The following is a 14732-nucleotide window of genomic DNA, read 5'->3' as shown; positions in this document are numbered from 1 at the left end:
AACGCGAGGGAATTTTCATTCTATCGAGACAAAGGAGCGGAAATGGAGACCGAATTCAGCGAAATCGGCATGCGCATCGCGGGATTGCGCGATGCGTGCAACGTCACCCAGGAAGACATGGCTGCAGAGCTCGGAGTCAGCCTTGAAACCTACCAGAATTGGGAGAAAACCGGAGCGGACGTCCCCATTTCCGCCATCTATCACATGGCGAATATCTTCGGCGTCGAATTCACCGAGATCCTCACCGGCACCGCCGCGAAGCTCAATACCTACCATGTGGTCAAAGCGGGCGAGGGCAAGGAGGTCGACCGTTATCCCGGCTATTACTACCAGGACCTGGCATGGCGCTACACCGGAAAGATCATGCAGCCTCTGCTGGTCTTTTTGGACCCGAGCGACGAACCCGCCAAATTGGTCACCCATCATGGGCAGGAGTTCAACTTCGTCCTCGAAGGCACCGTCATCGTGACCATCGAGGATAAAGAGTTCGTCCTCGAAGCCGGCGACAGCATCTACTTCAATCCGGAACAGCTTCATGGCCAACGGTGCGGCGGCGACACGCAGGCTCGCTTCGTCACCATCATCGCAGAGTAAGGACGAATACCCATGGCGAACCACCTGCTCAATACATTCTGTCCGCGCATCGATTTCGACTCCTACGAGGACTTTGCGGAAAACTTCCGCATAGATGTTCCTGAAAACTTCAATTTCGCCTATGACGTCGTGGACGAATGGGCCCGTGTCGAGCCCGACAAACGCGCTCTGCTCTGGTGCGACGATCACGACAACGAGCGAACCTTCACCTTCACCGACATTTCCCGCCTCTCCAACCGCATGGCGAACTCCTTCTCTGCGATGGGAATCGGCAAGGGCGACGTGGTGATGTGCATCCTCCGCCGCCGATGGGAATACTGGGTCACCGCCGTTGCGCTGTGCAAAATCGGCGCGACCATTATCCCCGCGACCCTGCAGCTCACGAAAAAGGACATCGTCTACCGAGCGCAAAGCGCCCATGTCAAGGCCATGGTCTGTGTAGACGACGATTACGTTTGCGGCGAGGTGGAAAAGGCGCTTCCTGAGTCTCCGAGCATTGAGAGCGTCATCGTGGCCGGCGGCACACGCGAAGGATGGACCTCCTACGAAAGCCTTCTCGAGGAGGGCTCCGAAGACTGGGTCCGCCCCGCCGGCGATAAGGCCACGAAGAACTCCGACATTATGCTGATTTACTTCACCAGCGGAACAACCGGCATGGCGAAGGCGGTCTGCCACAGTTTCGTGCATCCGCTCGGCCACATCATCACTGCGAAGTATTGGCAGCAGGTTCAAGAAGACCGACTGCATATGAGCGTCTCCGATTCCGGGTGGGCCAAGTTCGGCTGGGGAAAGATTTACGGCCAGTGGATATGCGGAGCGACGGTCTTCGCCTACGACATGGACAAGTTCGTCCCCGCAAAGCTGCTGCAGAAGATACAGGATTACAAGCTCACGACGTTTTGCGCTCCGCCCACTATGTATCGCTTCATGCTCCAGGAAGACGTCGAGCGCTACGACCTGTCCAGCGTCGCGAATTTCGCAACCGCCGGCGAGCCTCTCAATGCTGAGGTCACCTTGGCATGGGAGCGTCTGACGGGCAAGAAGATACGCGAGGGCTTTGGGCAGACCGAAGGCCCCGTCCTGCTTGCCACCTTCCCTTGGATCGAGCCGCGCCCCGGATCCATGGGCAAGCCGAGCCCGCTGTTCAATATTCGCCTGCTCGACGAAAACGGCAACGAGATGGACGACGGCGAAGAAGGGGCCATTTGCGTTACCAAGCTGAAGGAGGCCTACCCTCCCGGACTTTTCGTCGGCTATTTCCAAGATCCGAAACGCACCGCTGAAACGGTCGGCGGCGAATACTACAACCTGCACGATATGGCATGGCGCGACAGCGACGGCTACTATTTCTTCATAGGCCGCAACGACGACGTCATCAAATGCAGCGGCTACCGCATCGGTCCTTTCGAAGTGGAAAGCGCGCTGGTCGAACATCCGGCCGTCGTAGAAGCCGCCGTCACCGCTGCGCCCGACCCTGTTCGCGGCATGGTGGTAAAGGCCTCTATTATCCTTGCTAAAGGCTGGGAGCCCTCCGACGATCTGGTCAAAGAATTGCAGAACCACGTGAAGAAGACCACGGCGCCTTACAAATACCCGCGCATCGTCGAATTCGTCGATGAGCTCCCGAAAACGGTCGGCGGAAAAATCAAGCGCCGCGAAATTCGCAATGCAGACGGTATAGAAGGTTAACCATGACAATCATCGATATCCATGCACATATCTACCCCGACAAGGTTGCGCAACGCGCTTCTGAAAGCGTCGGAGAATTCTACAGCATCGCCATGCGGCACGACACCGGATCGGTGCAAAGATATCTCGATGCTCTTAAGCCGTCGCCTATCACGCATTCCCTCGTGCATTCCGTTGCCGTGAAACCCAAGGTCGTCGAAAGCATCAACGATTTCGTGGCCGCCACATGCAAAGAGCACGCAAACTTCATCGGCTTCGCCACCATGCACCAGGACTACGAAGACCCTGAGGCGGAGATAGACCGTGCGATATCGCTGGGACTCAAGGGAATCAAGCTTCACCCCGATTCCCAGCATGTTGATATGGACGATCCGCGGCTTATGAACGTCTACGAGATAGCACAGGCACGAAACCTGCCCGTCATGATTCATTGCGGAGATTATCGCCGAGACCATTCGCATCCGCGCAGACTCAAAAACGTCCTTCACGCTTTTCCCGACCTCCGCGTCGATGCGGCTCATTTCGGCGGCTGGTCGGTCTACGACCTTGCCGTGGAATACCTCGAGGACGAGAACTGCTTCTTGGACGTATCGAGTTCCATGACCTACCTCGGTACTCGCCGCACGAAAGAGCTCTGCAGGATATACGGATCAGACAGGATTCTTTTCGGGTCCGACTTCCCCATGTGGGATCCGGCCGAAGAGCTCGAGGTCTTCTCGTCGATCGATTTCACCGATGAAGAGTTCGAAAATATGACCTGGCATACCGCTGAGCATTATCTTGGGTTCAAGATCGGCTAACGGTCGCAACGCCTCCGATAAACGCACCCATCAATCAGAAAAGCCCTCGCCGGGTTGCCTCGAAAATCAAAGGCGACCCGGCGAGATTCGTTTGCAACTTCGAAGCAACCCCGAGAAAAGCCTTTGTTTGCGCGACCTCTGCGCAGCCATGCATCATTTCATCTTTACATGCACGAGCAGACGCCTTCAGTATCGATTTTTTCACGAAATGTATCAAACGAAGGCATACGGTGCGCAAATTAAGAAAAGCTAATCATCATTTTTTGCTCTTTTGTCTATTATTTCAGGAAAAAAGGCCCAACTTGCAACCACCGGTGGCGTTTCATTGATACACTTCGTGGCTTTTTCGATATTCAAACGAACAATTCGCGCAAAAAGCCTTGGCGGGCTCGGTTTTCAGGGTTATGTTTCAAAAAGTGTGTCCGATTTAACCCTATTTCTGCAGGTGAGATGGCGTAAATCCATCCTTCAAATTGAACCTCCCCAATTTCTAGGTGTTTCAAAAAGTGTGTCCGATTTGCACTTGACACGCCTGTTCAGACAGGCTTTTCCATCCAGGAAATTGCCAAGAGACGGGAACGGGGCGTGAACAATCCAAAATGCGGCTCCTGCGGGGCCAAGATGAAGGGGAACGGAAGGACCAAGGCGGGCACCCAGAGATGGCGCTGTCCCAAATGCGGGGCATCCAGCGTCCGCAAGCACGACAGCGGGGCGAAGCAGCTCGCGGCGTTCCTCAAGTGGCTGCTGTCGAAGGATGCTATAGCGGACCTGAAGACCAGCAGGGCGACGTTCTGGCGCAAGACGGCGTGGGCCTGGAGAATCTGGCCGATCGCCCCCGCCACCGGCGAGCTGCACGACGTCGTGTTCCTGGACGGCATCTGGCTGCGCAGGAAGGCGGTGGTGCTCGTGGCGGTCGCCGGCGGCCATGTCGTCGGCTGGCACCTGGCGCAAAGCGAATGCGGGTCCGCGTGGGCCGCGCTCATGCTGCGCATCCCGACCCCGAAGATGGCGGTATCCGACGGCTCTCCCGGCTTCGCCGCCGCCGTCAAGGCCGTCTGGCCGAACACCAGGATACAGCGGTGCACGTTCCACGCGGCCAACCAGGTCAAGCGGTGCACGACGCTGAAGCCCAGGTTGGAGGCCGGAATCGAGCTCCTGGGAATCGCCAACAAGCTCAAGGACGCCAAGGACGCCGGCTCCGCCACGGCGTGGCTGCTGGAATACAACGAATGGTGCACCAGGTGGGCGACGTTCCTCAAGGAGTACACGATCAAGGACGGCAAGAAGGCCTACACGCACGAGCGGCTCCGCAAGGCTAGGCGCGGCTTGAACAGGCTCGTCAAGGAGGGCACGCTGTTCACCTTCGTCGAGATGCAACAGGAGCACGGCGGGGAGTGGCCGTCGACCAATGTTAGCGCTACTGTAAAAACAACCAATTTCGCCATCGCACATTAGCCGATTCCGCCAACGTAATTTCCCCAATCGCGCCAACGCATTTTCACCATTTCCACCAACGCCGGGGCTTACGCTTCGACCGACAAGCGAACGATGCTTTCGGGAGGAGCGGGCCGTGGCAGAGAAGAACCTGATCGGAGAGTTGGACATGTACAGGGAAGCGGGCATAAAGCCCAACTTCAGCGACATAGCGAAGCGCTACGGCAAGGACAGGCACACCGTGGCGGCGTACTGGAGGGCCGAGGGCGGCCGGCCCCGCGACGGGCGCGCCGACAGGGCGGGCTCCTTCGACGCGCACATCGAGGAGGTGGCCGCCAAGGCGCAGCTGCCGGGGGTCACCAAGAAGGGCATCCACGAGTGGCTGCTGCACAGGTATCCCGGCGAGAACCTGGCCGGCTACAACGCCTTCACCCAGTTCATGCGCAAGAACGGCATCGCCGTCGGGGCCTCCGGCGGCCCGGAACCGCATCCGCGCTTCGAGACGCCGCCCGGGCTGCAGCTGCAGTTCGACTGGAAGGAGTCGGTCAGGATGGCAAACCGCGACGGCGAGCTGTTCGAGTTCAACGTGTTCGCGGCGACGCTGGCCCATTCCCGCAGGCACATATTCATCCGGTCGGGGACCAGGACGACCGACGACCTGGTCAGATGCATGTACGCCACGATCGCGAGGCTCGGCGGCGTGCCCCGCGAGTGGGTCACGGACAACATGTCCGCCCTGGTGGCGATCAAGGGCGGCAGGCGCCTCAAGGTCCAGCGCGCATACGAGTTCGCCAAGGCCGCCGGCTTCGAGCTGAAGCTGTGCCGCCCGCGCAGCCCCCAGACCAAGGGCAAGGTCGAGTCGTCGAACCGCTTCCTGTCGCGGCTCGCGGCCTACCAGGGCGACTTCGACGGCTGGGACGACATCGACGAGATCATCGCGCGGATCGAGGACGCCAGCAACTCCGAGCCCAACGAGACCACGGGGCTGCCGCCCTCCGCGCTGTTCATGGAGGAGAAGGACGCGCTGCTGCCCGTCGGCAACCTTCGCGCCCTCGAGGAGGCGATGGGCGACGTGGTGCGCGTGGCCAGGGTGCCGGCCACGATGCTGGTGAGCGCGCACGGCGAGCCCATGTCGGTGTCCAGGCGCTGCATCGGCAGGCCCGCCCGCATCGTCTGCATGCCCGGCGGCGCGATGGACTGCTACGTCGGCGGCGAGCTGGTGGCGACGCACGTGGCGGGCGGGCCGGCCTACGACCCGGCGCACTACGCCGAGGCCATGGCCGGGAAGCGCTGGTTCGGCGACGCCGCCGGCGACATCGAGGCGGCCGCCGCCGCCACCCTCGGGCTGCTCGACTCGATAGGGGGCTCGCTGTGAGCGCCGCCGTGCAGGCCAGCCCGCTCAACCGCCTGGCGGCCAACCTCGAGGAGCTGGGGCTCGAGGGCATGGCGTCGTCGGTGCCCGAGTACGTCAGGCTCGTCGCCGACGGGAGGAAGAGCCTGGTCGACGCCATGCTCGAGCTCACCGACGCCCAGATAGCCCTCAAGCGGCGTGCCGACGACGAGCGCCGCACGAGGATGGCCAACTTCCCCTACATAAAGACGCTGGCCGACTTCGACTGGGGTTTCCAGCCGAGCGTGCCCCGCGGGCTGGTCGAGCAGCTGGCCACGCTCGAGTTCATCGACCGCGGCGACAACGTCGTGCTCGTCGGCAGCCCGGGCGTCGGCAAGACCCACCTGTCGATAGCCATAGGCCACGAGGCGGTGATGGCCCGCAAGCAGGTGTACTTCGCCGACTGCTCGAGGCTGGTCGAGGACCTCAAGCACGCCTCGGCGAAGGAGGCGCTGACGCGCAGGATGCGGTTCTACGAGCACTGCAGCCTGCTGATAATAGACGAGCTTGGCTACCTCGACATCGGGAAGGAGGGCGCCGACCTGCTGTTCCAGCTGGTGAACAGGCGCTACGCGCTCAAGCGGTCGACGATCGTCACGACCAACGTGCCGGTCGGCAGGTGGGGCGACGTGTTCGGCAGCAACGTCACGGCCTCGGCGGTCGCCGACAGGCTCTGCCACCACTGCGCGATGATCAAGATAACGGGCCGGTCGTACCGCCTGAAGGACGTGTCCATCGGCGGTGAGGACGGGAAGGAGGACGGCGCCTAGACGCCGAAAGCGGCGCATCCGCGTTGGCGAATCCGGCGTATCCGCGTTGGCGCGATTGGCGAAAATGCGTTGGTGAAAATGGTGAAAAATATATTGACGCTAACAACCAACAATGCGGTCGAGAGCGTGAACGCCAGGCTCAGGGACATGCTGCGCCACCACCGCGGCCTGCCGCTCATGCACCGCATCAAGGCGATATTCTGGTGGTGCTACATGCACACCGAAAACCCGCTCCCGCCCGCCGAGATCATACGGGCCATGCCCACCGACGACGACGTGGACGGTCTGTTCGCCGCGGCTTCGCAAGGGTCCAAACGAGAGGATGGGGCCCCTGGCGAATACGGCACGGGGATAGTCTGGGAGGAGTTCCACATGCCTACGAATTACCGATGTTGAATAATTCAGGGGGACACACTTTTTGAAACATAACCCGGTTTTCACGTCAATTTAGCTAACGGCCTGAGAACAAAAAACGATCCGCTCAAAAGAGCGGATCGTTTACTTATGGCATCGCATAAGAGGAAGATGGCAGGCCAGGTAGGACTCGAACCCACAACATGCGGTTTTGGAGACCGCCGCTCTGCCAATTGGAGCTACTGGCCTGTGTTAGACACCCTCTTATTTATCAGCCAAAGCTGCCTGTGCGGCAGCGAGGCGTGCCAAGGGAACACGATAAGGGCTGCAGGAGACATAGTCAAGACCGATCTTATGGAACATCTTGACGGAGTCAGGATCGCCGCCATGCTCGCCGCATACGCCGCAGACCAAATCGGGATTGCCCTCATGACCCAATTCGACGCCCATCTTCACGAGCTTGGCAACGCCCGGATCGATGGTTGCGAACGGATTGTACGGCAGAAGCTTCTCAGCAAGGTACTGGGGAACGAACTCGGCCTCGACGTCGTCGCGGCTGAAGCCGAACGTGGTCTGGGTGAGGTCGTTGGTGCCGAAGCTGAAGAAGTCGGCCTGGGTGGCGATTTCGTCGGCGGTAACGGCGGCGCGAGGAAGCTCGATCATGGTTCCGACAGGAATATCGAGCTCGACGCCCGCCTCTGCAGCCACCTCGTTGATGGTGTCCACGGCGACCTTACGAAGCTTCTCGAGCTCCTTGACGGTGGAAACCAGCGGAATCATGACCTCGGGCTTGGGGTCGAGGCCTTCCTTTTTCAGGTTAGCGGCCGCAGTTGCAATCGCACGGACCTGCATGACAGGAAGAATGGGATACACGATGCCCAGTCGGCAACCGCGCAGACCAAGCATGGGGTTCGCTTCGCTCATAGCGTCGATCTGCTCCATGAGCTTGCGCTTTTCAGCAATCGTCTTGACATCGCCGCCCGTTGCCTCGAGCTTGGCGATTTCCACATCAAGCGCACGCGGGCTTTCGAGGAATTCGTGCAGCGGCGGATCGAGAAGGCGCACGATGACCGGCAGACCGTCCATAGCCTTGAACATGCCGTAGAAATCGCCCGTCTGCGCTTCGAAGAGCTCATTGACAGCCTTTTCGCGAACAGCGGGATCCTCATTGAGGATGAAGGTCTGGATGATCCGCTTGCGATCGCCCAGGAACATATGCTCAGTACGGTCGAGACCGATGCCTTCTGCGCCGAAGGAACGGGAGAGCTCCGCGTCGGCCGGGTTGTCAGCATTGGCGCGAACGCCAAGACGGCGGAATTCGTCGGCCCATTCGAGGATGACGTCAAGATCGCCAGAGAGCTCAGGCATAACCAGTTCGACAGCGCCCAGAACGACGATACCGGTGGTGCCGTCGATGGAGATCATGTCGCCTTCGTGGATGACGGTGTCGGTGCCGGAAACAACGGCTTCCTTCTTCTCCGCATCGATGCGGAGAGCCTCGACACCGCAGACGCAGGGAGCGCCCATGCCGCGAGCGATAACGGCGGCGTGGGAGGTCTTGCCGCCATGAGAGGTCAGAATGCCTTCGGCGGCAATCATGCCGGCGAGGTCGTCGGGGTTGGTTTCCCAGCGGACGAGCACGCATTTGCGACCCTCGGCCTCGGCCGCGACGGCGTCAGCGGCGGAAAAGACCGCTTCACCCACGGCAGCGCCGGGAGATGCGTTCAAGCCGCGTGCGAGCACATCGTATTCTGCGTTCTTGTCGAACTGAGGATGCAGAAGCTGGTCGAGCTGCTCGGGATCGACGCGGCAAACCGCCTCTTCCTTGGTGATGAGGCCTTCTTTGACCATCTCGATCGCAATATGCAAAGCAGCGGCGGCCGTACGCTTGCCCACACGAGTCTGCAGCATCCAGAGCTTGCCCTGCTCGATGGTAAACTCGATATCGCACATGTCACGATAGTGGTTCTCGAGGGTCACGAAGACCTCCTCGAGCTCGGCGCCTGCCTTCTGCAACCCGTCGACATGCTTGAGCTCTGCGATGGGGCTGGTGTTGCGAATGCCGGCGACGACGTCTTCACCCTGGGCATTGACCAGGTAGTCGCCGTAGAATTCCTTCTCGCCATTTGCAGGGTTGCGCGTGAACGCAACACCGGTAGCAGAAGTCTCGCCCTTATTGCCGAAGACCATGCACTGAACGTTGACTGCGGTGCCCAGATCGTCAGCAATCTTATTCTGCTTGCGATACAGAGTGGCGCGCGGATTGTTCCAGCTGCCGAAAACGGCCTCGATCGCAAGACGAAGCTGCGTGTCGGGATTCTGGGGGAAGCCCACCTTGCCGTCGACGACAAGAGAGGGATACTCCTCGGCGGAAACGTTCTCGGAAAAGATTGCCTTGAATTCCTCGACGAGCTCCTGCATGTCCTCCGCAGTGAGGTCCGCATCGCTTTTCACGCCGCGAACAATCTTCTTCGCATTGATGGCGTTTTCGAACAAGTCGCCATCGAGGCCCATGACCACGTTGGAGAACATCTGGATGAAGCGACGATAGCTATCCCAGGAAAAACGAGGATTATCGGTATGCTTGATCAATCCGTTGATGGACTGGTCGTTCAAACCGAGGTTGAGGACGGTGTCCATCATGCCCGGCATGGACATAGGGGCACCGGAACGCACGGAAACGAGCAGGGGATCTTCTGCATCGCCGATCTTCTTGCCGATACGACGCTCGAGGTCGAGACGATACTGCTCGATTTCGTCGAGAGCGCCTTCGGGCCAGGTGTTGTCGGCGTTGGCGTATTCCATACAGGTCTGACAGGTGATGGTGAATCCCGGAGGCACCGGAAGGCCGATTACGGCCATCTCGGCAAGGTTAGCGCCCTTGCCGCCGAGGATATATTTCATATCCTTGTTGCCCTCGGTAACGTTGTTGCCTTCGGCGTCCTTACCGAACGCGTAGACACGCTTGACGTCAGCAGTCACTGTATTCTCCTTCGCTGATAGATACCATACTGCATATAGGAAGATATTACTCGACTATGGTCTTTTGGAAGGGATGAGCAAGCTCATAGTAGCGTAAAATCTCCTGAGCGGTTTCTTCCACGGCTTTATTGTCCGTCCTCACGACGATGCAGCCCAGCTTGCGCATGAGGGCGCGGGCCTCTTCGAGGTCCTGGTACACCATCTCCGGCTCCGCGTAACTTGCCGCGACGCTCGCTGCGCCGCGCCCCGACCCCCCGAGCCTGCGTGTACGTATTCCCACCAGGATATCCGGCGTCGTCATAAGGCCGAAAATGCGAGAAGGGTCGCATTCGTATATCTCCTTCGGAGGCTCCACGCCGAGTGCCAGCGGAACGTTTGCGACCTTGTAACCCTCCATACCCATATAGATGGAAATGGGAGTTTTCGACGAACGGGACACGCCCAGAAGCACGATGTCCGCCTCGGTGAGGTCTTGGGGATTGCGCCCGTCATCGTGTTCGACGGTGAACTCCATCGCAGCAATGCGACGGAAATAATGCTCGTCGGTCGTGCGAAGCAACCCGGGGTTGTTGGAGGGCTGCAAGCCCGAAGCGTCCGCGAGCGCATGAATCGGCGTGCTCATGATATCCACGAAATGGATGCCTTTTTCCTTGCAGTAATCGCGAAGCTTGTGACGAAGGTCGGGATCGACGAGGGTGAAGAACACGACGATATCGTCACGCAACCCCGCTTCGCGATACATTGCCTGGTGAATTTCGAGAAAGTTGCTGATTTCTTCGAAATCGCGAGCTTTAGGAAGAACCTCGATGTAAGGCTCCGCGACGCCGAACTGCCCTGCCGCAGCGCGCGCAAGCACATGAGCGGTGGCGCCGAGGGAATCGCTGACGATGTAGATAGTTGGGAGTGGAGAATCGTTATGAACGCACATGTGATCGTGAATCGCGGTCGTCATGCATGCGCTCCTTTCCTTGAATCGATCTCATTGCGCAGAAGGCAACCGCTGCGCACGGTGCAACTCTGCCGCAATGCATCAATATACAGAACCGGCCCGCCGATTGACTCGGACAGGCCGGTTCGTTTTCAGAACGCACTATTTTTCAATGCGAGCGGCATTCATGCATCGACGAAAGGACAAGCACCCCTACGCCTATTTAGCAAGAAGCCCGAAATCGGCAACGCTGGAAAAAACATTGACAAAGCGGTTCAAGACCTTCAAGCGGTTCTCGCGAAGCGCCGCATCTTCGTCCATGACCATAATGCGCTCGAAGAACAGGTCGACCGGCTTGCGCAGAGAAGCAAGCTCGGCCAGGGCCGCAGGATAATCGTTGGCCTCGAGGGCGCGGGCTACGCGGCCTTCTGCCTGGACGATAGCGCACGTCAGGGCGTGTTCGACCTCGCACAGCAGAGATTCGTCGTAGTCAATACCGAGCTCGGGGTCGCGCAGGTTGTTCGCACGTCCGTAGGCGACCGCTAGATCGTTGAACGTGTCGGGGTCTTCGCGACGAGCATGCTCGAGCGCGACGACGCGTTTTGCGAACTCGAGGGGCTCGCGAACGCCCGCCGCCAAAACGGCGTCGATCGCGTCGGCGGAAACGCCGTTATCACGCTCCATGACCTTGGTGCGCGTGACGAAGAACTCGATAACCTGTTCGCGAACGGCTTGTGCGTCGAATTCGATGCCGTCGGCAGCATAGGCGGCCAGGGCGGCGTCGATGGCGGGCACAAGATCGAACTCAAAATCGTCGCCCGCGCAGAGCATGGTGACGATGCCGAGCGCGCTACGGCGCAGGGCGAACGGATCGGAAGAGCCGGTGGGAGCCTGGTCGACGGCGAAAAGGCCACAGATGGTATCGAGCTTGTCGGCGACAGCAACAACCTTGCCTACGCGCGTCGCGGGAGGGTTGTCTCCCGAGAAGCGAGGACGATAGTGGTCGGCGATAGCCTGGGAGACAGCGTCGGTCTCCCCCGCCGCCTTCGCATAGTAAGAGCCCATGATGCCCTGAACGCTCGTGAACTCCACGACAGCACCCGTGACCAGATCGGCCTTGCACAGATGCGCAGCACGCAGGATGTCCTCTTTTTCCTGGCCATCGATTTCCATGCTCTCGCACAGGTGGCCGGCAAGCTTGACGATGCGCTTGGATTTCGCGAGGGTCGTTCCGAGCTTCTCCTGGAACACCACCGCATCAAGGTCGTCCACATAGGCCTCGAGAGGCTTTTTCAGGTCTTCGTCATAGAAGAACTTCGCGTCGTAGAGGCGCGCAGCAACCACGCGCTGGTTGCCGTCGACGATGTTGCATTCGAACTCGGGATTGCCGTTCGAGGTAATCAGGAATTTGTTCGCAAGCGTGCCATCGGCGTTGAACAGCGGGAAGTAGCGCTGGTGCACAAGCATGGCGTCGACGATAATCTCCTTGGGAACCGTCAGGAAGAGCTCGTCGAACTCGCCCACCATGACCGTAGGATACTCGGAAAGGTTCACGACTTCAGCGAGGGTCTTCGCAGGAAGCTCGGCGGTCAGACCGGTCTTCTCTTCGGCCGCGCGAACCTGTTTGCGAACGCTTGCCTCGCGCTCGGCTTCGCTGGTCACGACATAGGCGCCGCGAAGCACATCGATCAGGCTGTCGGCATGCTCGACCGTATGCGGGCCGGGAGCCAGGAAACGATGACCGCAGGTCTTATTGCCGGCCTCGAGCCCCGCGAAACGCACGGGAATGACCTTGTCGCCCAGCAAAGCGACGATCCAACGGACAGGACGGGAGAAGTACTCGCTCGTCGTGCCCCATCGGCAGGACTTCGGCCAGGAAATGCCCTCGATGACTCCCTTAAGCGTTTCGGGAAGCAGTTCGGCAACGTCTGCGGAAGGCGTGTTCTTGACGGCGTAGACGTATTCGGCGCCGTCTTCGTCGCGGCGCTCGAGGTCAGCAACGTCGACGCCCTTGCCGCGCGCAAAGCCGGCCGCCGCCTTGGTCGGATTGCCCTCGGCGTCGAACGCGATGCGGGCAGCTGGGCCGCGGAATTCCTCCACGGAAGCCTCGGTGCGCTCCGGGACTCCCTCGACGATCGCCACGAGGCGACGAGGGCTCGAATACACCTTTACGTCGTCGAAGGGAACGCGCACGGAGCCGAGTGCGTTTGCGACGAGCGACGGAAGCTGCTCGGTTGCGGCGTGCAGGTCGAAGGCGGGCAGCTCTTCGGTGCCGATTTCGAATGCGAGAGTGGTCTTAGACATCCTATGCCTCCTTCTCGTCGACGTCGACGCCTACGACATGCTTCATATAGGACGCGCAGCACGCCTTCGCGATCGCGCGTACGCGCAAGATATAGCCCATGCGCTCGGTTGCGGAAATAACGCCGCGCGCATCGAGCAGGTTGAACGCGTGGCAGCATTTCAAAACGCTGTCGTACGCAGGCAAGGGCAGGCCCGCCTCAAGGGTGCGCAGGCACTCCGCCTCGCGGTCGTTGAACTCCTGGAAAAGGAATTCGGTATCAGCGACCTCGAAGTTGTAGCGGGAGTACTGGCGCTCGTTTTCGAGATAGACATCTCCATAGGTGAACACGATGCCGTCTTTTCCGCGGCTCCAGACGATATCGAACATACTGTCGACACCCTGGATATACATGGTGAGACGCTCAAGACCGTAGGCGATTTCCACGGGAACGGGATTGCATTCGAATCCGCCGACCTGCTGGAAGTACGTGAACTGGGTGACCTCCATGCCATCGATCCAGACTTCCCATCCAAGGCCCCATGCGCCAAGCGTCGGGCTCTCCCAGTCGTCCTCGACGAAGCGGACGTCGTGCTTGTCCGTATCGATGCCAATAGCACGCAGGCTACCCAGGTAAAGCTCCTGGATGTCGTCCGGAGAGGGCTTCATGAGCACCTGGAACTGGTAATAGAACTGGGTTCGGTTGGGGTTCTCGCCGTAGCGGCCGTCGGTGGGACGGCGGCAGCCCTGCACGTAGCACGTACGCCACGTGTCGGGACCCAGGGAACGAAGCGTAGTGGCCGGGGCGTTCGTTCCCGCACCCACCTCGTTATCGTAGGGCTGCAGCACAACGCAACCGAGGTCGGCCCAGTAGCGCTGCAGGGTCAGGATGATGTCCTGGAAGCTGAGCGCGTCGGGCTTTGCAGCTTGACTCATGATTAAAGCACTCCTATGTGATCGAGGGGCCAATAGATTACGACAGCGCGCCCGCTGACGGACGCTTCGTCGATAGAACCAAAATAACGGGAATCGGCCGAATTCGTGCGGTTATCCCCCATTACCCAAATCTCGCCTTGAGGAACCGTATAAGGATACGATATCTCCACGCCGGAAACGGGCGTAAGCGGCGCCGACGGTTTACCGTTGGTGTACGGCTCGTCAAGAGCCATCCCGTCCACGTACACAAGGCCGTCGACAAGATCTACGGTCTGACCGCCAACAGCTATCACACGCTTGATGAGCGTTCGACCGGCGATTTCGGGATCGTCGAAGGTCACAATATCGCCTTGTTCGACATCGCGGAAATAATAAGACACCTTTTCGGACCAGACGTTGTCTCCCACCTCTATGGTGTCTTCCATAGACCCGGAGGGAATGGTATACGGACAGACCACGAACGTCTGCAGGCCCCACACAAGCGCGAAAACAAGCGCAATGTAGAATGCCCAGGAAAGGACGCTTCTAAAGAAGCCGCGCGAACGCGGCGTGGCATGCTGCCCATAACCCATGG

The 14732-nt window shown here is 59.6% G+C and carries 11 protein-coding genes, 1 tRNA gene and 1 pseudogene; 7 read left to right on the top strand and 6 right to left on the bottom strand.

The window, feature by feature from the left end:
- Nucleotides 1-42 precede the first annotated feature (42 nt).
- From HMPREF9451_RS03155 to HMPREF9451_RS09800, 7 genes and pseudogenes are all read left to right on the top strand, one after another.
- Nucleotides 43-594 (top strand): helix-turn-helix domain-containing protein, encoded by a 552-nt coding sequence (locus HMPREF9451_RS03155; protein WP_009138855.1) that lies wholly within the window; start codon nt 43-45, stop codon nt 592-594.
- Nucleotides 595-606: 12 nt separating this feature from the next.
- Nucleotides 607-2283 carry an AMP-binding protein gene (locus HMPREF9451_RS03150; RefSeq protein ID WP_009138854.1) on the top strand — a complete coding sequence of 559 codons (1677 nt, stop codon included), beginning with the start codon at nt 607-609 and terminating at the stop codon, nt 2281-2283.
- A 2-nt stretch (nt 2284-2285) separates the two neighbouring features.
- Nucleotides 2286-3083 carry an amidohydrolase family protein gene (locus tag HMPREF9451_RS03145; protein WP_009138853.1) on the top strand — a complete coding sequence of 266 codons (798 nt, stop codon included), beginning with the start codon at nt 2286-2288 and terminating at the stop codon, nt 3081-3083.
- A gap of 585 nt (nt 3084-3668) precedes the next feature.
- Entirely contained in the window at nt 3669-4538 is an 870-nt protein-coding gene (locus tag HMPREF9451_RS03140) for an IS1249 family transposase (RefSeq protein WP_009138852.1), read from the top strand.
- 115 nt (nt 4539-4653) lie between these two features.
- The gene (gene istA / locus HMPREF9451_RS03135; protein WP_009138851.1) at nt 4654-5892 is read left to right on the top strand and encodes an IS21 family transposase; all 1239 of its coding nucleotides are present in this window, start codon (nt 4654-4656) and stop codon (nt 5890-5892) included.
- On the top strand, nt 5889-6677 hold the full coding sequence (gene istB / locus HMPREF9451_RS03130) for an IS21-like element helper ATPase IstB (protein WP_009138850.1): 789 nt from the start codon (nt 5889-5891) through the stop codon (nt 6675-6677). The genes istA and istB overlap by 4 nt, the downstream gene beginning before the upstream one ends.
- Nucleotides 6678-6779: 102 nt before the next feature.
- A pseudogene (locus tag HMPREF9451_RS09800) lies at nt 6780-6912 on the top strand (IS256 family transposase); the annotation flags it as partial.
- A gap of 291 nt (nt 6913-7203) precedes the next feature.
- On the opposite strand, the gene HMPREF9451_RS03120 reads toward HMPREF9451_RS09800, so the two are convergent.
- The 6 genes from HMPREF9451_RS03120 to lepB all read right to left on the bottom strand — a co-directional run bounded on the left by HMPREF9451_RS03120 (nt 7204) and on the right by lepB (nt 14730).
- A tRNA-Trp gene (locus HMPREF9451_RS03120) sits at nt 7204-7280 on the bottom strand.
- Nucleotides 7281-7295: 15 nt separating this feature from the next.
- Nucleotides 7296-10013 carry a pyruvate, phosphate dikinase gene (gene ppdK / locus HMPREF9451_RS03115; RefSeq protein ID WP_009138848.1) on the bottom strand — a complete coding sequence of 906 codons (2718 nt, stop codon included), beginning with the start codon at nt 10011-10013 and terminating at the stop codon, nt 7296-7298.
- Between the two features lie 46 nt (nt 10014-10059).
- On the bottom strand, nt 10060-10965 hold the full coding sequence (locus HMPREF9451_RS03110) for a pyruvate, water dikinase regulatory protein (protein ID WP_009138847.1): 906 nt from the start codon (nt 10963-10965) through the stop codon (nt 10060-10062).
- Between the two features lie 195 nt (nt 10966-11160).
- Nucleotides 11161-13245: a glycine--tRNA ligase subunit beta gene (glyS, locus tag HMPREF9451_RS03105; RefSeq protein WP_009138846.1), complete on the bottom strand. Its 2085-nt coding sequence runs from the start codon at nt 13243-13245 to the stop codon at nt 11161-11163.
- 1 nt (nt 13246) lies between these two features.
- A complete protein-coding gene (locus HMPREF9451_RS03100; protein WP_009138845.1) occupies nt 13247-14158 on the bottom strand; it encodes a glycine--tRNA ligase subunit alpha in 912 nt (303 codons plus the stop codon).
- 2 nt (nt 14159-14160) lie between these two features.
- The gene (gene lepB / locus HMPREF9451_RS03095; RefSeq protein ID WP_009138844.1) at nt 14161-14730 is read right to left on the bottom strand and encodes a signal peptidase I; all 570 of its coding nucleotides are present in this window, start codon (nt 14728-14730) and stop codon (nt 14161-14163) included.
- Nucleotides 14731-14732: the final 2 nt, after the last annotated feature.

This window comes from Slackia piriformis YIT 12062, from assembly GCF_000296445.1.
Classification (GTDB): domain Bacteria; phylum Actinomycetota; class Coriobacteriia; order Coriobacteriales; family Eggerthellaceae; genus Slackia; species Slackia piriformis.
Note: the sequence above shows the minus strand (reverse complement) of the source record. Positions and strands in the feature narration are given on the sequence as shown.